We start from the raw sequence: 16,852 nt of genomic DNA, 5'->3' as shown, positions 1-16,852 counted from the left end.
TCCGCCACCACGGAAACCGAGGAGAAGATGTTCACCCTGACCGACGAGCTCCAGGACATCGCCCGCACCGCACGGGACTTCGCCGACGAACACCTGGCCCCCTGCGCCGTGGAGTGGGACGAGACGCACCACTTCCCCGTCGACACCCTGCGCAAGGCCGCTCAGCTCGGCATGGGCGGCATCACGGTACGGCAGGACGTGGGCGGTTCCGGCCTGTCCCGGCTGGCCGCCTCCCTCGTCTTCGAGGCGCTGTCCACGGGCTGCCCGGCCGTGGCGGCGTATCTGTCCATCCACAACATGGTCGCCACGATGATCGACACCTTCGGCGACACCCGCCAACGCGACCGTTTCCTCCCTCATCTGTGTTCGATGCAGTTCCTGGCCAGCTACTGCCTGACCGAGCCGGGCTGCGGCTCGGACGCCGCGGCCCTGCGCACCACCGCGGTGCGCGACGGTGACGCGTATGTGCTGAACGGCGTCAAGCAGTTCATCTCCGGCGCCGGCGTCTCGGACGTCTATCTCGTCATGGCCCGCACGGGCGGCCCCGGCCCGGCCGGCATCTCCGCGGTGCTGGTCGAGGACGGCACGCCGGGGCTCTCCTTCGGCCCCGAGGAGCGCAAGATGGGCTGGCATGCGCAGCCCACCCGCCAGGTCGTCCTGCGCGATGTGCGGGTGCCCGCCGCCAACCTGCTCGGCGGCGAGGGCAGCGGCTTCCGTATCGCCATGACGGGCCTGAACAGCGGGCGCCTCAACATCGGGGCCTGTTCGCTCGGCGGCGGTGCGGCGGCGCTCGAGCGCGCGGTCGCCTATCTGCGCGATCGGGAAGCCTTCGGCCGGCCCCTGATCGAGTCGCAGGCCCTGCAGTTCCGGCTGGCCGACCTCGCCACCGAGCTGGAGGCCGGCCGCGCCCTGCTGTGGCGTGCCGCGGCCGCGCTGGACGCCGGCGACGCGAACGCGCTCACCCTGTGCGCGATGGCCAAGCGGGTGGCGACCGACGCGGGCTTCGCGGCCGCCGACGGCGCCCTCCAACTGCACGGCGGCTACGGCTATCTGACCGAGTACGGCATCGAGAAGATCGTCCGTGATCTGAGGGTCCATCAGATCCTGGAGGGCAGCAACGAGATCATGCGCCTGATCGTGGCGCGCTCACTGGTCGCGTCCTGAGAGCCTGAGACCGCCCTCCTCCTCCCCGGCGGCCTGGCGGGCGCAGCAGCCCGCGCCGGCCGGGTCGGAGTCCGCGGTCCCGGTGAAGGTGTCCGCGTCCGCCTTCACCACGTACACCTCCCACGCCTCCCGGCCCGGGCCGTGCACCCAGACCTTGTCCTGGAGGGCGTAGCAGCAGGTCGTGTCGTCCTCCTCGGCGGTGGTCAGGCCGGCGTCCTGCAGCCGGCGGGCGGCGGCGCCGACCTGTTCCCCGGACTCGACCTCGACGCCGAGATGGTCCAGGCGGGTCTCCTGGCCGGGCTCGCCCTCGATCAGGACGAGCTTGAGCGGGGGCTCGGTGATGGCGAAGTTGGCGTAGCCGGCGCGCCGCTTGGCCGGTTCGGTGCCGAACAGCTTCGCGTAGAAGGCGATCGAGGCTTCCAGGTCACTGACCCGCAGGGCCAGCTGGACACGTGACATGGCGCGACTCCGGTCTGCTTGCATCGATGTCTGTCGATACAGAGCGTGCGCCTTGAATCGAAAAACGTCAACATAGAAGAATGTCGAAGCAAGAACGTGTGGTGCTCGGGCAGGACGATGCGTCCGCATGCTGCCCGGGACTGGTGGCCGCGCCCCTGGACCAGGACCGGGCGGCCGAACTGGCCAGGATCTTCAAGGCGCTGGGCGACCCGGTCCGCCTCCGCCTGCTTTCCATGATCGCGTCACGCTCGGGCGGCGAGGTCTGTGTGTGCGACCTGACCCCGGCCTTCGATCTGTCGCAGCCCACGATCTCCCATCACCTCAAGCTGCTCCGGCAGGCAGGTCTCATCGACTGCGAGCGCCGCGGCACCTGGGTGCACTACTGGGTGCTCCCGGCCGCCCTGGACCGGCTCTCCGCCTTCCTGACCCCGGCGCAGAAGGCCGGCAGGACGGCGTGAGCGCGTCACTCCGGCGGCGCGCTCTCGGCGAGGCAGTCGGCACGGCCGCCCTGGTCACCGTGGCCGTCGGCTCCGGCATCCAGGCCGGCGAGCTGACCGACGACGCGGCCGTACAACTGCTCTCGCCCTCGACGGCTCCGGCCGGGTCCTGGGCTGGATCGCCGTGACCCACGCCACCGCGGCGCCGGCCTCGGCGGCGGTCACGACGAGCGCGAGCGTGTCTCCGACCGCTGCGCCCACGCCGGCGTCGTCGAACACTCGGTGTACGTCCACCTCGCCGCACGCGGCCGCGGTATCGGGGCGGCCCTGCTCCGGCAGCTGAGCACGTCCACCGAGACCGCCGGGATCTGGACGATCCAGTCCGCCGTGTTCCCCGAGAACACGGCGAGCATCGCCCTGCACCGGCGGGCCGGATTCCGCGTCGTGGGAACGCGCGAACGCCTCGGCCGGCTCCACGGTGTGTGGCGCGACGTCATCCTGATCGAACGACGCAGCCCCACCGTCTGAGCCGGCCGGTACCCGAAGGGTGGTCACGCCTCCCGGGGGATCACCGGAGTCGGGTCGTCGAGCAGGTTCTGCGGGGCGTGCGGCGAAGACGACGGCGAGCCGAAGTCCGGCGAGGGCTCGGCGTCGGGATGCGGGTGGCAGGTGAAGCCGAGGCGGGTCATCGCCAGGGTGACCTCCCGGCCGGTGAAGTCCCGTCGGTCCTGCCGGGTGACGACTTCGCCCACCTGCTTCACGGGGTAGCGGCGGCGCCCGATCGTCACGGACTCACCCGTGACGGGCTCGGGCGTGACGCCCTCCATGGAGGCCAGCACCCCGGCCTTGGTCAGCTCGAACGGATAGCGGGCGATGACACAGCGCATGATGCCTCCCAGGAAGGGTGAACGGGCTGCCGGACAGGGGACGTTCCGGCCGGTCGGCCGGTGGTGCTAGGCCGCCCGGCCCAGGGCGGACCCGCGCCCCGCGCTGCGCCGTGCCGCTTCGCCGGGAGTCCTCCCGCGACCCGAACGGCCGCGGCGGGAGCGGGACGACGAGGAGCCGGGAGCCGCGGCGCGGCGGCTGGGTTCCGCGGCGGGCACGGCGACGACCACGGGCACACCGGAGGGGGTCCGGGCCCCGGTGATGCGGCTCAGCTCCTCCTCCCCGGAACGCACGGCCGTGATGCGTGCCGTGACGCCGGCCGACGCCATCAGCCGCTTGAATTCACCGCGCTGGTCGGGGGTCACCAGGGTGACGACGGTGCCGGACTCGCCGGCGCGGGCCGTACGGCCGCCGCGGTGCAGATAGTCCTTGGGATCGGTGGGCGGGTCCACGTTGACGACGAGGTCGAGGTCGTCGACGTGGATGCCGCGGGCGGCGACGTTGGTCGCCACCAGCACCGTGACCTGGCCGTCCTTGAACTGGGCGAGGGTGCGGGTGCGCTGCGGCTGGGACCGGCCGCCGTGCAGGGCCGCGGCGCGGACACCGCTGTTCAGCAGGTGCTTGGTGAGCCGGTCCACCGCGCGCTTGGTGTCCAGGAACATGATGACCCGGCCGTCGCGGGCCGCGATCTCGGTGGTCGCCTGCCGCTTGTCCGCGTCGTCGACGTGCAGCACGTGGTGCTCCATCGTGGTGACGGCGCCGGCCGACGGGTCGACGGAGTGGACCACCGGGTCGGTCAGATAGCGGCGGACCAGCAGGTCCACGTTGCGGTCCAGGGTGGCGGAGAACAACAGCCGCTGGCCGTCGGGGCGTACCTGGTCGAGCAGCGCGGTGACCTGCGGCATGAAGCCCATGTCGGTCATCTGGTCGGCCTCGTCGAGGACGGTGATGTCGACGTCGTCGAGGCGGCAGTCGCCGCGGTCGATGAGGTCCTTGAGCCGGCCCGGCGTGGCGACGAGCACCTCGGCGCCGGCACGCAGCGCGCCGGCCTGCCTGCCGATCGACATCCCGCCGACCACCGTGGCGAGCCGCAGGCTCACGGAGCGGGCGTAGGGGGTGAGCGCGTCGGTGACCTGCTGGGCCAGCTCACGTGTGGGCACCAGCACGAGGGCCAGCGGGCGCCGCGGTTCGGCGCGCTGCCCCGCGGTGCGGGCCAGGAGTGCCAGGCCGAAGGCGAGGGTCTTGCCCGAGCCGGTGCGGCCGCGGCCGAGGACGTCACGGCCGGCCAGCGAGTTCGGCAGGGTCGCCGCCTGGATCGGGAACGGCACGGTCACGCCCTCCCGGCGGAGGGCGGCCGGCAGGGCCGGCGGCAGGCCCAGCTCGTCGAACGACTCCACCGGCGGCAGCGCGGGCGTGATCGTCGTCGGCAGGGCGAATTCACCCGACGGACGCGAGGCGCTCGGTGCCGAGGAGGGCCGACGCCCACGGCGGCTCTGGGAACCACCGGAGTTACCGGATCCGCCGGATCGGTTGTATGTGCGAGCGGAACGAGCACGGCTCATGCGAAATCTTCACGCTTTCCTGGACGCGGCACGTATCCGTCAAGGAAATCGCGCGGCGGAAAACAGCCGCGCGAAGAACCGCGAGAACGAGCCGGAATTGAGGGGGCGGACCGGATCGGTCGACGACGCCCCGAACGACGCGAGCTGGGGCCCGCACCCCAAGGTGCGGGCCCCAGCTGCTGTGTAACGCGATGGTGCGCAGGTCAGGCGGGGACGATGTTCTCGGCCGTCGGGCCCTTCTGGCCCTGGCCGATGTCGAACGACACCTTCTGGCCCTCCTGCAGCTCGCGGAAGCCCTGGGTGGCGATGTTCGAGTAGTGGGCGAAGACGTCAGCGCCGCCGCCGTCCTGCTCGATGAAGCCGAAACCCTTTTCCGCGTTGAACCACTTGACAGTACCGGTCGCCATTTTTTTCTCCTTCGGGACGGTGTTCGAAGCCGCCCTGCGCGGCTTCGGTCGCCGCGATGATCACTCCGCAGGAAAAAATTCCCGGCAACCACAACTGCAACTGACGCCGACAGTACCATGCCGCAATCGCCCCCGCACGGAAAAAACAAATTACGCTCCGCTTGCCGATCCGGGAATATCCGGCGGCTCCCCGGTCGGCGGCAGCAGTCCTCTTTCCCTGCCGCGCGTCACCGCGCCGCGGGCCGGGTGGCGGGCTGGAACCGGAAGGAGACGGCCTCCATCAGGCGCTTGCGCTGGGTCTTCTGGACGGCGGCGATCAGCCACCGACCTCCGGCGTCGCGCACGACGGTGTAGGTGGCGAGCTTGCCGAGCCGCTTCGGCCGGCCCTTGCCGACGTCGCCCCGGGTCACGACAACCGCGGTGTCGGTCCCGTGGAAGCGGATGTCGGTGATGTCGAGGGTCAGCCGGGTGCCCTTGAGGAATCCGCCGAAGAGAGCCTGGTGCGCGCGGCCGATCTCGTCGCCGCCGCGGTACACGGTGCCCACGAAGGTGACGTCGGTCGCGTCCTCGGTGAAGCACCTGCCGTACGCGGTTCCGTCGCCGCGCATCCAGGCCGCGCTGCTCTCGTCGAGGAGGGAACGGATCGCGGCGGTGTCGCTCTCGCGGGCGGGCTCGACGGGGGTGCGGGTCGTCACTTCTCTGCCTCCGGTTCGGTGGACGTGCAGGACGTGGTAGCTTCGCGGGCGAAGTTTCTGCTCGAGAGATGTTTCTTCCTTGAGGAAGAGATTAGGGAAGGGAAGGACCCGTGTCAACGCCGTCGATGCGATCCGATGCGAGCGAGGTCTACCGCCGGTACCTGAGCGCCGTGATGCTGCACGGACACGCCGGCGCCAAGGCGTGCGGCCTGGGTGCCACCGACCTGTACGCGCTGAACATCCTTCAGCTGTCGGGCCCGATGTCCCCCGGGGAACTGGCCGAACGCACGGGGCTGACGACCGGCCCGACGACCCGCCTGATCGACAGGCTGGAGCAGGCCGGCTACGTCCGCCGCGCCCCCGACCCCGGCGACCGCCGCAAGGCCGTCGTGGAGCCGGTGGGCGAACCGGCCGACCTGGACCGCGTGATGGCCCCGGCCCGCCAGAAGATCGGCGACATCCTCCGCGACTACGAGCCGGACCAACTGGCCGTGCTCTTCGACTACTTCACCCGGTCCGCCGCGGCCTACCAGGCGGCGGCGGAAGAACTCCGCACCGCGAACCCCGGCACCTGACCCGGGGTGGAAAAAGGGCTGGCCGGGCCGATGAACGAGCTGCTAGCTTGCGCTCGACCGTGACTTCGCCCGAGGAGGTGACACCCATGAACGCTGTATCGAAGTGGGTGCTCCCCCTTTCCGTCACGGTGTGCGACTGATCCAGGTGTCGTCGGGAGCGCCTCTCCACAAGGCATTCCCGAAAGGCGAACACCCATGAACACTGTGACGATCACGCGGGTCGCTCCGGCACGGTGGGAGGCGGTGGCAGACGACCGGATCGTCGGCCACGGAGATCTCTCGCACCGGCCCGACGGGCGGCTCTTCATCAGCATCGACGTGTGGCAGGGCGCGGTCTTCGACGAGCTCGCCGCCGCGATGCTGGCGGACCTCCCCGAGCCGCTCCACACCGTGGTCGGCGAGGCCGACCACGACCTGAGGGCGAGCTGGGAGGCGCTCGGCTTCACCGTCGGACGCCGCGAGCGGGAGTACGACCTGCCCACCGACGTACGCGAAACCGGGCTCGGCGGTCTGCGGCTCCCGCCGGATGTGACGATCCTGCCCGCCGGCGCGGCGGACGAGAGTCTGCTGCGCGCGCTGGACCGCGTGATCCGCGAGGAGGTGGAAGCCACCGTCGGCTGGCGCACCATGCCCGCCGAGGTGCTGCCCCTCCCGGCCGGGTCCATGCCGGTGGACCCGGCGAAGTACGCGACGGCGGTCCGAGGCGGCGAGTACGTCGGCCTGGTCCGTGTCGGGCGGGTGCGCCGCCGGGCGCGGATCGGGCTGCTCGCTGTCCGGGCGGATCACCGCCGGCACGGCATCGGGCGGGCGCTGCTGGCCCACGCGCTGGGCGCGTTGCACCGGGACGGGGTCGACTCCGCCTGGGCCGAGGTGGACGAGTCCAACGCCGCGGCGATCGCGCTGGCCGAGGGCGCAGGCGCCCGGCGTTCGGGCGGCTGCCTGGAGCTGGTGCGCCGATGACGCCCGCGAAGAGCGTGGACGTCGAGGGCATCGTCCTCGAATGCCTGCGCAACGCCACCTTCAAGGTCGAACTGCCCAACGGGCACCACGTGCTCGCGCACATCAGCGGGAAGATCCGGAAGAACCACATCAGGATCCTGCCGTTCGACCGGGTGCTCGTGGCGCTCAGCCCGTACGACCTGACCCGCGGCCGGATCCTCTACCGCTACCGGACCTGAACAGCGCGAGCGGGTGACGAGTCGGCCCGCTCCCACCTGATCAGGCGGAGCCGGAACCGCCCGCCGACTCGCTGGCGGCACGGCGGTACTCGGCGTTGATGCGCTGCGCCTCCTCGAGCTGGTCCTCCAGGATGACGATGCGGCACGCGGCCTCGATCGGAGTCCCCTTGTCGACGAGCTCCCGGGCCCGGGCGGCGACCCGCAGCTGGTAGCGGGAGTACCGGCGGTGTCCTCCCTCCGAGCGCAGCGGAGTGATCAGACGAGCCTCCCCGATCGCCCGGAGGAAGGCCGGGGTGGTGCCGAGCATCTCGGCGGCCCGGCCCATCGAGTACGCGGGGTAGTCGTCGTCGTCCAGACGATCATTCAGTGGGTTGTCCGATGTCATGTCACCTCGCTGTGCCAACGCGTCGAGGGGCCCTGGTGCCGTACGGCACCAGGGCCCCGAAGGAAATTCAACACCATCCGTCGGCACTACTGCTGTGCCGACCTGTCTGTTACCGCTCCCCGGCCCGGCAAGGCGGAGCGGGGGATCGCAGCTGCGTGACCGGGGACCACCTCCACTGAAGGAACCGGCATTGCTGGCGGCGGCTCCTCGATGTGCGAGCCGCCCAGTGCGGCCCTCAGTCCCGTCACCATTTCGGGAACGCTGTGGCTTCGAGGCTCGAGGGCCGCACTGACCTGCGTACTTCGTATTCAGCCATCCCACCAGTTCGTGTCTGGCGGGTCTCGATCGACCGTGTCTACGTGAAGGAGCATACCCACGCCGGGTGCGAAAATCTACTCTGCAAGGAGCAGATTTCATCCCTTCGGTGGGTGGGGAAGCTTGCCGCGATCGCCACGTGACCGGCCGCCGGGCCTTTCACCTGGACGGCGACACAGCGATGGGGCCCTGCCGACGCGCGTCGGCAGGGCCCCATCGGGATCTTGAGGGCGGTTTCCCGCCCGTACTCACATGGCCAGGGGGTCGGCGCCGCCGAGCAGGGCCGACGCGACCTGGACGTCCGTGTGAACGGCCGCGGTCACGGGCTCCGGGCGGCCGTGGCAGGTGAAGCCGAGGCGTGTCATGGCCCGCGTGACCTCGCCGGCGGTGAAATCACGCGGATCCTGCCGCGTGAGGATCTGACCCACCTGCTTGACGGGGTAGCGGCGGCGGCCGATGGTCACGGAGTCACCCGTGACGAGCCCGGGCCTGACGCCCTTCATCGAGGCCAGCACCCCGGTCTTGGTCAGGTCGAACGGGTACCGGGCGATGACACAGCGCATGATGCCTCACAGGGGAGAAGTCGCGGGAGAAGGAGGACGGGCTGCCCGGGCGAGGCGGAGTCAGCGCGAGAGGGCGAGTACGCCGGCCACCCGGCCGTACCCACCGATGCCGCCGGAGCGGCCGCCCGGCGCGGGCGGCGTTCCGTCGAGGACGTCCCGCAGACGGATCCGGTCCGTGTACGTGGAGCTGTCCCGCAGGCCGGCGAGCCGGACCAGGGTGATCAGACCCGTGCTCTGGTCGTCCCCGTCGCACACGGTCAGGTACTCGACGCGGGCGCCCGCCATGACGGCCAGAGCCACCTCGACGGTCATGTCGTCGCACACCCGGGGCCCGTGCCCCTCGATGTCGTCGACCACGGTTCCGGCGGCGGAGTCCGGCATGCGGTGGTGCGTCCGCGCTGACGTCAAGAGTGTCTCCTTCGGTGAGGTGGGCTCAGGGGACCGCGCCGGACTATGCGGCCGCGTCGCTCGCGGGCCTGCGCGGCGCCCTGCGGCGCACGCCCGCACCGACGGGCCGCCCCTGGCCGCTGGAGCCCCGACGGCGGGAGGACGACGACGTGCGACGGGGACGCTCCGCGACCGGCGTGGTGATCACCACCGGCACACCGGAGGGCGCCTGGGCGCCGGTGATGCGGCTCAGCTCCGCCTCGCCCGAGCGCACCGGGGTGATGCGCGGGGTGATGCCGGCCGACGCCATCAGCCGGCTCATGCCACGGCGCTGGCCGGGCGTGACCAGGGTGACGACGCTGCCGGACTCGCCGGCGCGGGCCGTGCGGCCGCCGCGGTGCAGATAGTCCTTGTGGTCGCTGGGCGGGTCCACGTTGACGACGAGGTCGAGGCTGTCGACGTGGATGCCGCGGGCGGCGACGTTGGTCGCCACCAGCACAGTGACGTGACCGTCCTTGAACTGGGCGAGGGTGCGGGTGCGCTGCGGCTGGGACCGGCCGCCGTGCAGGGCCGCGGCGCGGACACCACTGTTCAGCAGGTGCTGGGTCAGGCGGTCCACGGCGTGCTTGGTGTCCAGGAACATGATCACCCGGCCCTCGCGGGCGGCGATCTCCGTGGTCGTGCGGTGCTTGTCCGCGTCGTGCACATGGAGGACGTGGTGCTCCATGGTGGTGACGGCGCCGGCCGACGGGTCGACGGAGTGGACCACCGGGTCGGTCAGGTAGCGGCGGACCAGCAGGTCGACGTTGCGGTCCAGGGTGGCCGAGAACAGCAGTCGCTGGCCGTCGGGGCGTACCTGGTCGAGCAGGGCGGTGACCTGCGGCATGAAGCCCATGTCGGTCATCTGGTCGGCCTCGTCGAGGACGGTGATGTCGACGTCGTCGAGGCGGCAGTCGCCGCGGTCGATGAGGTCCTTGAGCCGGCCGGGCGTCGCGACCACGACCTCGGCGCCGGCGCGGAGCGCACCGGCCTGCCTGCCGATCGACATCCCGCCGACCACGGTGGCGAGCCGCAGGCTCACGGAGCGGGCGTAGGGAGCCAGCGCGTCGGTGACCTGCTGGGCCAGCTCACGGGTGGGGACGAGGACCAGGGCCAGCGGCTGCCGCGGTTCAGCACGTCGGCCCGCGGTGCGGGCCAGGAGCGCCAGGCCGAAGGCAAGGGTCTTGCCCGAGCCGGTGCGGCCGCGGCCGAGGACGTCACGGCCGGCCAGCGAGTTCGGCAGGGTCGCCGCCTGGATCGGGAACGGCACGGTGACGCCCTCCCGGCCGAGCGTGGTCAGCAACGGTGCCGGCATGGCGAGCTCGGCGAACGTCTCGACGGCGGGCAGCGCGGGCGTGATCGTCTTCGGCAGCGCGAAATCGCCCTGCGCGGTCTGCCGGTTTCCGTAACCGCCGGAGCGGCGCGGCCCACTGGAGCGGCCCGTGCCTCCGCTTCCTCCGAAGCGGTCATACGTGCGATTGCTGCGTGCGCGAGTGGTACGTGTGGGGTTCATGCGGAACCTTCCTCGATGCGGGCGCGTATCAAGGAATTTCCGCAGCAGAATGAGGCGCGCAGAGAATCGCGAGAACGGGCCGAAAAGACAGGGTCGATAACCCTGGAAAATAAAGCGAGCTGGGGCCCGCACCCCAAGGTGCGGGCCCCAGCTGCGAAGTATGCGTCCGTGCCGGAGTATCAGGCGGGGACGATGTTCTCGGCCGTCGGGCCCTTCTGGCCCTGCGCGATGTCGAACGACACCTTCTGGCCTTCCAGCAGCTCGCGGAAGCCCTGGGTGGCGATGTTCGAGTAGTGGGCGAAGACGTCGGGGCCGCCGCCGTCCTGCTCGATGAAGCCGAAGCCCTTTTCCGCGTTGAACCACTTCACGGTGCCAGTAGCCATTTTGTTTCTCCTTCGGAGACGGTGCAAGGAATGCACCCTGTGTGCATTCCGAGTCGCCGTGATGATCAGCCGTCGGAAAAACCGTCTGGCAACCACACCTGCAACTGATGACGACAGTAGCACGTTGGCGTCGGCCCTGCGCGGTAAGCAATTCCGCGCCGTCTGTGGTCGCAGGAATATTTATCGTGCGCTGCGTCGATTTCTTATGTCGCTACCACAGATATTGACTCCCGGGTGTGCCGGTTTGCCGTCGAGCGCTCCCGGTCACAACGCTGTGACCTCCTGCGATGGCCCGTCCGCGGCCCCTGTCGCCCCCACGAGACGAGATCCCGTCGAGCGCACCCGATTCCCGGAAGGAGACGAAGCCCACAGGGCGCGACAGGCGAGCCGGCCACGCTCGATCAGCCTAGGCGGTGAGGCCGGGCAGGGCGGCGGACCGGGCGTCCGTCCTGATGAAGCCTTTGAGGGGGACCATCGTCGTGCCGCTTCCGGCAGCAAGATCCACGGCATTCCCGCGCGGCTGCCCGGGGCGTACGCCACCGAGGCGGAGCTGGTGCGGATTTCGGCATGTGGTCCGGGGTAGACGCTTTTCGGCTCGTCATACGGCGTGGGAGCTGCGAACGGTCGGTGGACGACGGTTCGCCGGAGGAGCCGGCGTGTGCGTGGCGTCGGAGAAGGTCGGATTGCGTCTTCACCACAGCCGTCCCACCGACCCCGGATACCGCAGGCTGCGCCATGGCCGCGGCTTCCGTTACCTCGACGCCCGAGGAGAGCCACTGCGGGACCCCGGAGAACTGGCCCGGATCCGGGGGCTGGTGATACCGCCGGCCTGGCGGGACGTGTGGATCTGCACCCGGGCCAACGGGCACCTGCAGGCGGTCGGCACCGATGACGCCGGTCGCCGCCAGTACCTGTACCACCCGCAGTTCCGTGCCGAGCAGGAGCAGGCCAAGCACGAGCACGTTCTCGAGGTCGCCGAAGCCCTGCCCGCCGTGCGGGAGACGGTCGAGGGGCATCTGCACGACCGCGGACTGACCCGGCAGCGGGTCCTCGCGACGGCCGTGCGCCTGCTCGATCTCGGCTTCTTCCGCATCGGCAACGAGCGCTACACCGAGCTGAACAACAGCTACGGCCTCACCACGCTGCTGCGCGAACACTCACGCTGCCAGGCCGGAGCGGTCCAGTTCACCTACACCGGCAAGCACGGCAAGGAGCTCGTCCGGACCGTCGTCGACCCCGCCGCGTGCCGTTCCCTCACCGCACTGCTGCGGCGCCGAGGCGGCGGTGACCGGCTCCTGGCGTACTGGGAGCGGCGTGCCTGGCACGACGTGAGCAGCGACGACGTCAACGCGTACCTCAAGGAACTGGCCGGCCTGGAGATCACCGCGAAGGACTTCCGTACCTGGCACGCCACCGTCATGGCCGCCGTGGCACTGGCCGTCTCCCAGCCCGTCGCACGCAGCGAGACCGCCCGGCGCCGCGCCATCGCCCGGGCGGCGCGGGAGGTGGCCGGATATCTCGGCAACACACCCGCGGTCTGCCGCGCCTCGTACATCAACCCGCGGGTGATCGAGCTGTACGAGGAGGGCGTGACGATAGCCGCCGCGCTCCCGCACCTCGGCGACGAGGGAACGCAGGGCGTCCCCGCCACCCAGGGCCCCGCCGAAAGGGCCGTACTGCGCATGCTCCGGACCGGACGCCCACCCGAGGGGGAGTGAGGGGTCGTCAGTCGGCGGGCGCGGCGTGCGGGACTCCCGCTAGGGAGGCGACGCCCGTGGTCGGACCGGCCCGGGGGCCGAGCCATTCGCACAGCAGGATCGTGGCGTCGTCCTGCAGCCGGTTGTCGTGGTGGCGAAGATGCGCGCGGATGAGGCGACGCAGGGTCTCGGGCACGGTGAGGCCGTCGATGTGGTGGCGGACCAGGAAATCGATGAAACGGGTGAGTCCGAACTCCTCACCTTCGGGGGTACGGGCTTCGGTGATGCCGTCGGTGTAGAGGACGAGGCGGTCACCGGCCTGCAGTTGCTCGCGGCAGACCGTGGTGGGCAGACGCAGATCGGCGCCCATGGGGTGTGCGGGCGGGCAGCGCAGCAGGGTGGTCCAGCGTCCGTCACGGATCAGGACGGGGGGAGCGTGGCCGCGGTTGACCCAGGTCAGCAGGCCGGTGGACGTGTCGAGGTCGGCGAGGATGCCGGTGACGTAACGGGTGGCGCCGAACTGTTCGAGCAGCACCCGCTCGATCGCGTCGCCGAGGTCGTCCAAGGGCGTGCCCTGCCTGCGGTGGTTGCGGCAGGCGCCCACGGCGAGGTTGGCGGTGAGACCGGCCGAGGTGTCGTGTCCCATGGCGTCGAAGAGCGACAGATGGACCACGTCGTCGGCGGTGGCGTAGTCGTAGGCGTCCCCGCTGACCTCGTACGCGGGCTCCATCACGGCGCCGATGACCACCCGGTGGTCGGCGTAGGTGCGCGGCGGCATCAGCGTCCACTGCATCTCCGCGGCGACGTTCATGGGCCGGGTGCGGGTCAGACGGGCGTAGGAGTCGCTGGTGTCCCGGCTTCCGACCACCATCATCGCCACCAGGGCGGAGAGTGCCCGCATGTCCCGGCGGACGTCCTCCCCGTCCTCCTCGGGACAGGCCAGGTACAGCACCCCCAGGCGTTCGGTGCCGTCCAGGAGCGGGACCCAGCATCCGTGCAGCCCGTCCTCCCGGTCGGCGACCGGGAGGACGAGCCCGTACTGGAAGGCGCGGCCGGCGAGCGTGCCCTCGACCGACAGCTCGGCCTTGTCCTCCGGGGCGCCCTCGGCGGCGTTCGGCCCCCTGCCGGTGAGCAGCCGCAGGGTGTCGCGTTGCAGGTCCCCGAGGTAGATGGCCACGTCGCGGAAGCCCGCCGCCGCCGCGTGCTCGGCCACCCGCGACGGCAGGCGCTCGAACGCCATCAGATGGCTCTCACCCAGCAGCCCCGTCAGCATGCGCCGGACCGCACGGTCCCGATCTGTCACGAGACACCTCTCTGTACCTCACCGTCCCGATGCCACGTTCGGTACGTCCGCCCCTCCCCGCCGGCGTACGGGACGGCTCGCCGACGCGGCGGACGGCGGCCCGCCCGTCAGGGACGGGGCCGCAAGGCCCGGCCGGCCGACGGCGGACCGCCGCCGACGTCCCTGATCAGCTCCGCGCACACGTCACGGAGTTTGATGTTGCGGTGCTGGGAGGCCTTGCGCAGCAGGTCGAACGCCTCGTCGGCCGGGCACCGCTGCCGGCCCATGACCACGCCGATCGCCTGGTCGATGACGGTGCGGGACTCCATCGCCCGCTGCAGGTCGGCGGCGTACTGCTGCGCGTCGGCGATGCGCTGAGCGAGCGCGATGGCGCCGGAGGCCTGGGCGGCGAGCGCCCGCAGACCGGTGAGATCGGCGTCGGCGAATCCGGAGACCTTCGGCGAGTACAGGTTGAGGGCGCCGGCGGTGTGCGTGTGCGCCGCGATCGGCAGGGACAGGGACGAGCGCGTGCCGCAGGCGGCCGCGTAGTCCGGGTAGGGCCCCCAGCGGTGCTCGTCCAGCATGTCCGCCACGACGATTTCCTCGCCCGTGCGCAGCGCCTGGAGACAGGGCCCGTCGTCCTGCCCGTACTGGGCCTCGTCCAGCTCGGGAGCGCTCGTGCCGGCGCTGACCACGGTCAGCGGCCGCTGCTGCCGCTCCAGGGTGATTCCCACTCCCTCGGCCACGGTGGCCAGGTTCAGCGCGCCGTCCGCGAGAACCTGGAGGAACTGCTCGAGGGAGTCGGTGCTGAGCAGGAGAGAGGTCACATCCGGCACGTCCGGCACTGCATACGGTTGGTCGGTCACGATCGCTGTGTCCTTCCGGGCGCGAGGCCCGCGGGTCGGCATGGTGTGAGCCGCCAAAGACCACGGGGATCCAGCCCGAAGAGATACCTCCAGCGAGGTGGCCGGCCCGCTCCGGAACGAAGACGGAAGCGATGGCCTCCTGATTGCCACTATCCTCCCTTTTTCCCGTTTTGGTCTTCAGGTCCGTCGCCGCAGGAGCCCCCTCTCCATGGCCACCACCGAGATCACGGAGGGCCACCTGGGCGCGGCCCAGTCCGTCCGTGCCCGCTACCGCGCGCTGGACCTCGACCTCGCGGACGCGGTGAACGTGGCGCTCGCTGCCGACTACGACACGGACGCGATCCTCACCCTCGACCGACGGGACCTCCGGGCCGTACGCCCGTTGGGCCGCCACAAGGCGTTCCGAGTGCTCCCCGACGACCTCCCGCTCTGACACAGGAACCCTCGGCGGTCGAGTGCCCGCTCCTGCAGCGGGCTTGTACACAGCCCGCGACGAACACCAGAAGGTCGCGTCGGGCTGCCGAGGGCTCGCAGCAGCGTCATCAGGGGAGCCGTGGGGTGGATCGAGTCAGTTGCCCCGGGGGATCCGCGGCCGCAACTGCCGGAGCGGGTCAGGAACCGAGGAGCCTGCGCTTCTGGTCCGCGAACTCCGCTTCCGTGAGGACGCCCTGGGCTTTGAGCTCGGCCAGTTGCTTCAGCTGCTCGATCTTGCTGGTCATGTCGGCGGCCGGCGGAGCGGCCGGCTCGGCAGCGTAGGCCGGCTGCGGTTCGGGCGCCTGGTACTCCTGCTGGGCTGCCCATCGCCCCTGCTGCCGGCGGGATACACGGTTCGACACGGCGGTCGCCGTTCCGGCGACGACGGCCGTACGGGCGACCCCTCGGAGAAGTCCCGGCATGGCGATCTCCCTTCTCGCTCCCCCGAGGTCCTCACCTCAGGGTGCGGTTTCGGTCGCGTCGAGCGCGGCCAGAATCGCGGGCACCGGGATTCTCCCGGAGGCGACCAGCTCGGCACCGCCGCGGCGCAGGGCGGCGGCGAACGGCGCGGCCCACAGGTTCTCGTAGATCAGGACGCCCGCGGAGTTGCCGGGTTCCAGGGCGGCGGCCGCCTCTTCGAGGTCGTCCTGACCCAGCAGACCGGAGGACGCGCCCTCGAAGACGGCCAGGTCGAGTGCGCCGTCGCCGGTGAGATCGCCGATCTCCAGGCCGGTGACGGATCCGTCGGCGTCCTTCCGGATGAACGTGAGGTCGAGGATGCGGATGACGCCCCGGTCCACCAGATCGACCAGGAGGGGCAGGCCCTCGCCGGTCATTCGGTTGCCGGGAAACTCCACGACCAGATAGTCGACCGGTCCCATTCCGATCTCGCCGGATGTGTCGACTTCATCGAATGCGTCGCTCACGGCGTCACCTCTGGGCTCGTGCGATGCGTGATTCCCCATGCCATTGCATCACCGGACGGGGAGGGCCGCACGTCGTGTGCATTGCGGCACCGCACGGCCGTTCGGGGGCGGAACAGCATCGTGCGGGACACGGACCTCTCGGTCATGCCCCGTCCGCGGATCAACCTCGTCACCCGTGCACACGCCGCATCCGCCAGGGGGCACGACGCGGCACGGGTGGTCGGTCCTGCGCGCTCGTCGGCGCAGCGTCGGGGCGGGTGGTCGTGCCCTCCCGCCCGTCACGCCGCGTCGCCGTCTGCGGTCTTGCTCGCTGATCGGCCAGTGCCACGGCAGGCCGGTCGTCGAGGAGCGGCGTAGTGGCGCCCCGGGTCAGCGAAGCCGGGTGCGATCAGCTCTGGGCGTCGGACGCGGACTGCCACGCCTTCATGCCCGCTCGGGACGCCTCCTTGGCCTGCTGCCACTTCATGGCCGCCTGCTGGGACGGGGGCACGTCCATGTCGCGGATCAGACGCCGGCCCGCTGCGAACACGGCGGAGGCCGCGAGGGCCATGCCGGCGCACGCCACCACGGCACCGGCCGCGGTGAGCACGGCACCGGCCGTGACGAGCCGAGTGTTGATGTCGATCGTCCGCTGGGACTGGTGGTGATGGTTCATGACTC

At 71.0% G+C, this 16,852-nt stretch carries 21 protein-coding genes and 3 pseudogenes; 9 read left to right on the top strand and 15 right to left on the bottom strand.

Annotated elements, in window-relative coordinates:
* The first annotated feature begins 27 nt into the window (after positions 1-27).
* A complete protein-coding gene (locus AB0J12_RS17560; protein WP_363265181.1) occupies positions 28-1,164 on the top strand; it encodes an acyl-CoA dehydrogenase family protein in 1,137 nt (378 codons plus the stop codon).
* On the opposite strand, the gene AB0J12_RS17555 is transcribed toward AB0J12_RS17560, so the two are convergent.
* The gene (locus AB0J12_RS17555) at positions 1,147-1,623 is read right to left on the bottom strand and encodes an ArsI/CadI family heavy metal resistance metalloenzyme (RefSeq protein ID WP_363265180.1); all 477 of its coding nucleotides are present in this window, start codon (positions 1,621-1,623) and stop codon (positions 1,147-1,149) included. The genes AB0J12_RS17560 and AB0J12_RS17555 overlap by 18 nt on opposite strands.
* 80 nt (positions 1,624-1,703) lie before the next feature.
* On the opposite strand from AB0J12_RS17555, the gene AB0J12_RS17550 reads away from it, so the two are divergent.
* From AB0J12_RS17550 to AB0J12_RS17540, 3 genes and pseudogenes are all read left to right on the top strand, one after another.
* The gene (locus AB0J12_RS17550; RefSeq protein ID WP_363265179.1) at positions 1,704-2,081 is read left to right on the top strand and encodes a metalloregulator ArsR/SmtB family transcription factor; all 378 of its coding nucleotides are present in this window, start codon (positions 1,704-1,706) and stop codon (positions 2,079-2,081) included.
* Positions 2,078-2,218, top strand: a pseudogene (locus tag AB0J12_RS17545) (aquaporin family protein); the annotation flags it as partial. The gene AB0J12_RS17550 and the pseudogene AB0J12_RS17545, both read left to right, overlap by 4 nt.
* A pseudogene (locus tag AB0J12_RS17540) lies at positions 2,203-2,588 on the top strand (N-acetyltransferase family protein); the annotation flags it as partial. The pseudogenes AB0J12_RS17545 and AB0J12_RS17540, both read left to right, overlap by 16 nt.
* 23 nt (positions 2,589-2,611) lie before the next feature.
* Here the strand turns inward: AB0J12_RS17540 and AB0J12_RS17535 are convergent.
* The 4 genes from AB0J12_RS17535 to AB0J12_RS17520 form a co-directional block, all read right to left on the bottom strand.
* Entirely contained in the window at positions 2,612-2,947 is a 336-nt protein-coding gene (locus tag AB0J12_RS17535) for an SCO5918 family protein (protein WP_363265178.1), read from the bottom strand.
* A gap of 66 nt (positions 2,948-3,013) precedes the next feature.
* Positions 3,014-4,507, bottom strand: a complete 1,494-nt coding sequence (locus AB0J12_RS17530) for a DEAD/DEAH box helicase (protein ID WP_363265177.1) — start codon at positions 4,505-4,507, stop codon at positions 3,014-3,016.
* A 203-nt stretch (positions 4,508-4,710) separates the two neighbouring features.
* The gene (locus AB0J12_RS17525; protein ID WP_093912074.1) at positions 4,711-4,914 is read right to left on the bottom strand and encodes a cold-shock protein; all 204 of its coding nucleotides are present in this window, start codon (positions 4,912-4,914) and stop codon (positions 4,711-4,713) included.
* Between the two features lie 227 nt (positions 4,915-5,141).
* Positions 5,142-5,609 (bottom strand): SgcJ/EcaC family oxidoreductase, encoded by a 468-nt coding sequence (locus tag AB0J12_RS17520; RefSeq protein ID WP_363265176.1) that lies wholly within the window; start codon positions 5,607-5,609, stop codon positions 5,142-5,144.
* A 125-nt stretch (positions 5,610-5,734) separates the two neighbouring features.
* Here AB0J12_RS17520 and AB0J12_RS17515 point away from each other — a divergent pair, with 125 nt between their 5' ends.
* The 3 genes from AB0J12_RS17515 (at position 5,735) to infA (ending at position 7,362) form a co-directional block, all read left to right on the top strand.
* Positions 5,735-6,184, top strand: a complete 450-nt coding sequence (locus tag AB0J12_RS17515; RefSeq protein WP_363265175.1) for a MarR family transcriptional regulator — start codon at positions 5,735-5,737, stop codon at positions 6,182-6,184.
* A gap of 195 nt (positions 6,185-6,379) precedes the next feature.
* Positions 6,380-7,144 (top strand): GNAT family N-acetyltransferase, encoded by a 765-nt coding sequence (locus AB0J12_RS17510; RefSeq protein WP_363265174.1) that lies wholly within the window; start codon positions 6,380-6,382, stop codon positions 7,142-7,144.
* A complete protein-coding gene (gene infA / locus AB0J12_RS17505) occupies positions 7,141-7,362 on the top strand; it encodes a translation initiation factor IF-1 (protein ID WP_363265173.1) in 222 nt (73 codons plus the stop codon). Before AB0J12_RS17510 ends, infA begins: the two co-directional genes overlap by 4 nt.
* 40 nt (positions 7,363-7,402) lie before the next feature.
* Here infA and AB0J12_RS17500 read toward each other — a convergent pair whose 3' ends face one another.
* The 5 genes from AB0J12_RS17500 to AB0J12_RS17480 all read right to left on the bottom strand — a co-directional run bounded on the left by AB0J12_RS17500 (position 7,403) and on the right by AB0J12_RS17480 (position 10,947).
* On the bottom strand, positions 7,403-7,747 hold the full coding sequence (locus AB0J12_RS17500) for a MerR family transcriptional regulator (protein WP_363265172.1): 345 nt from the start codon (positions 7,745-7,747) through the stop codon (positions 7,403-7,405).
* 563 nt (positions 7,748-8,310) lie between these two features.
* A complete protein-coding gene (locus AB0J12_RS17495; RefSeq protein ID WP_363265171.1) occupies positions 8,311-8,625 on the bottom strand; it encodes an SCO5918 family protein in 315 nt (104 codons plus the stop codon).
* A gap of 60 nt (positions 8,626-8,685) precedes the next feature.
* Positions 8,686-9,006 carry a CBS domain-containing protein gene (locus AB0J12_RS17490; protein ID WP_363265408.1) on the bottom strand — a complete coding sequence of 107 codons (321 nt, stop codon included), beginning with the start codon at positions 9,004-9,006 and terminating at the stop codon, positions 8,686-8,688.
* 70 nt (positions 9,007-9,076) lie between these two features.
* Positions 9,077-10,564 carry a DEAD/DEAH box helicase gene (locus tag AB0J12_RS17485; protein WP_363265170.1) on the bottom strand — a complete coding sequence of 496 codons (1,488 nt, stop codon included), beginning with the start codon at positions 10,562-10,564 and terminating at the stop codon, positions 9,077-9,079.
* A gap of 179 nt (positions 10,565-10,743) precedes the next feature.
* Positions 10,744-10,947 carry a cold-shock protein gene (locus AB0J12_RS17480; protein ID WP_030648194.1) on the bottom strand — a complete coding sequence of 68 codons (204 nt, stop codon included), beginning with the start codon at positions 10,945-10,947 and terminating at the stop codon, positions 10,744-10,746.
* Between the two features lie 683 nt (positions 10,948-11,630).
* On the opposite strand from AB0J12_RS17480, the gene AB0J12_RS17475 reads away from it, so the two are divergent.
* On the top strand, positions 11,631-12,665 hold the full coding sequence (locus AB0J12_RS17475) for a DNA topoisomerase IB (RefSeq protein ID WP_363265407.1): 1,035 nt from the start codon (positions 11,631-11,633) through the stop codon (positions 12,663-12,665).
* A gap of 7 nt (positions 12,666-12,672) precedes the next feature.
* Here the strand turns inward: AB0J12_RS17475 and AB0J12_RS17470 are convergent, their stop codons facing one another.
* On the bottom strand, positions 12,673-13,917 hold the full coding sequence (locus tag AB0J12_RS17470; RefSeq protein WP_363265406.1) for a PP2C family protein-serine/threonine phosphatase: 1,245 nt from the start codon (positions 13,915-13,917) through the stop codon (positions 12,673-12,675).
* Positions 13,918-14,054: 137 nt separating this feature from the next.
* Entirely contained in the window at positions 14,055-14,792 is a 738-nt protein-coding gene (locus AB0J12_RS17465; protein ID WP_363265169.1) for a GAF and ANTAR domain-containing protein, read from the bottom strand.
* Positions 14,793-15,012: 220 nt separating this feature from the next.
* Between AB0J12_RS17465 and AB0J12_RS17460 the strand changes: the two are divergent.
* Positions 15,013-15,225: pseudogene (locus AB0J12_RS17460) on the top strand (VapC toxin family PIN domain ribonuclease); the annotation flags it as partial.
* A 178-nt stretch (positions 15,226-15,403) separates the two neighbouring features.
* Here the strand turns inward: AB0J12_RS17460 and AB0J12_RS17455 are convergent.
* The 3 genes from AB0J12_RS17455 to AB0J12_RS17445 all read right to left on the bottom strand — a co-directional run bounded on the left by AB0J12_RS17455 (position 15,404) and on the right by AB0J12_RS17445 (position 16,847).
* Positions 15,404-15,688: an SHOCT domain-containing protein gene (locus tag AB0J12_RS17455; RefSeq protein ID WP_363265168.1), complete on the bottom strand. Its 285-nt coding sequence runs from the start codon at positions 15,686-15,688 to the stop codon at positions 15,404-15,406.
* A 36-nt stretch (positions 15,689-15,724) separates the two neighbouring features.
* On the bottom strand, positions 15,725-16,147 hold the full coding sequence (locus tag AB0J12_RS17450) for a DUF6325 family protein (protein WP_363265405.1): 423 nt from the start codon (positions 16,145-16,147) through the stop codon (positions 15,725-15,727).
* Between the two features lie 433 nt (positions 16,148-16,580).
* On the bottom strand, positions 16,581-16,847 hold the full coding sequence (locus tag AB0J12_RS17445; RefSeq protein WP_363265167.1) for a hypothetical protein: 267 nt from the start codon (positions 16,845-16,847) through the stop codon (positions 16,581-16,583).
* Positions 16,848-16,852 lie beyond the last annotated feature (5 nt).

This window comes from Streptomyces sp. NPDC049915, from assembly GCF_040656475.1.
In the GTDB taxonomy this organism is placed as follows: Bacteria; Actinomycetota; Actinomycetes; order Streptomycetales; family Streptomycetaceae; genus Streptomyces.
The sequence above is the reverse complement of the archived record's forward strand: the minus strand, read 5'-3'. Positions and strand labels throughout refer to the sequence as shown.

What these genes read in the sequence shown, in the direction of transcription:
- AB0J12_RS17560 (WP_363265181.1), top strand. Translation starts at nt 28, where the DNA reads ATGTTCACCCTGACCGACGAGCTCCAGGACATCGCCCGCACCGCACGG.
- AB0J12_RS17555 (WP_363265180.1), bottom strand. Translation starts at nt 1,623, where the DNA reads ATGTCACGTGTCCAGCTGGCCCTGCGGGTCAGTGACCTGGAAGCCTCG.
- AB0J12_RS17550 (WP_363265179.1), top strand. Translation starts at nt 1,704, where the DNA reads ATGTCGAAGCAAGAACGTGTGGTGCTCGGGCAGGACGATGCGTCCGCA.
- AB0J12_RS17535 (WP_363265178.1), bottom strand. Translation starts at nt 2,947, where the DNA reads ATGCGCTGTGTCATCGCCCGCTATCCGTTCGAGCTGACCAAGGCCGGG.
- AB0J12_RS17530 (WP_363265177.1), bottom strand. Translation starts at nt 4,507, where the DNA reads ATGAGCCGTGCTCGTTCCGCTCGCACATACAACCGATCCGGCGGATCC.
- AB0J12_RS17525 (WP_093912074.1), bottom strand. Translation starts at nt 4,914, where the DNA reads ATGGCGACCGGTACTGTCAAGTGGTTCAACGCGGAAAAGGGTTTCGGC.
- AB0J12_RS17515 (WP_363265175.1), top strand. Translation starts at nt 5,735, where the DNA reads ATGCGATCCGATGCGAGCGAGGTCTACCGCCGGTACCTGAGCGCCGTG.
- AB0J12_RS17510 (WP_363265174.1), top strand. Translation starts at nt 6,380, where the DNA reads ATGAACACTGTGACGATCACGCGGGTCGCTCCGGCACGGTGGGAGGCG.
- infA (WP_363265173.1), top strand. Translation starts at nt 7,141, where the DNA reads ATGACGCCCGCGAAGAGCGTGGACGTCGAGGGCATCGTCCTCGAATGC.
- AB0J12_RS17500 (WP_363265172.1), bottom strand. Translation starts at nt 7,747, where the DNA reads ATGACATCGGACAACCCACTGAATGATCGTCTGGACGACGACGACTAC.
- AB0J12_RS17495 (WP_363265171.1), bottom strand. Translation starts at nt 8,625, where the DNA reads ATGCGCTGTGTCATCGCCCGGTACCCGTTCGACCTGACCAAGACCGGG.
- AB0J12_RS17490 (WP_363265408.1), bottom strand. Translation starts at nt 9,006, where the DNA reads ATGCCGGACTCCGCCGCCGGAACCGTGGTCGACGACATCGAGGGGCAC.
- AB0J12_RS17485 (WP_363265170.1), bottom strand. Translation starts at nt 10,564, where the DNA reads ATGAACCCCACACGTACCACTCGCGCACGCAGCAATCGCACGTATGAC.
- AB0J12_RS17480 (WP_030648194.1), bottom strand. Translation starts at nt 10,947, where the DNA reads ATGGCTACTGGCACCGTGAAGTGGTTCAACGCGGAAAAGGGCTTCGGC.
- AB0J12_RS17470 (WP_363265406.1), bottom strand. Translation starts at nt 13,917, where the DNA reads ATGCTGACGGGGCTGCTGGGTGAGAGCCATCTGATGGCGTTCGAGCGC.
- AB0J12_RS17455 (WP_363265168.1), bottom strand. Translation starts at nt 15,688, where the DNA reads ATGCCGGGACTTCTCCGAGGGGTCGCCCGTACGGCCGTCGTCGCCGGA.
- AB0J12_RS17450 (WP_363265405.1), bottom strand. Translation starts at nt 16,147, where the DNA reads ATGGGACCGGTCGACTATCTGGTCGTGGAGTTTCCCGGCAACCGAATG.
- AB0J12_RS17445 (WP_363265167.1), bottom strand. Translation starts at nt 16,847, where the DNA reads ATGAACCATCACCACCAGTCCCAGCGGACGATCGACATCAACACTCGG.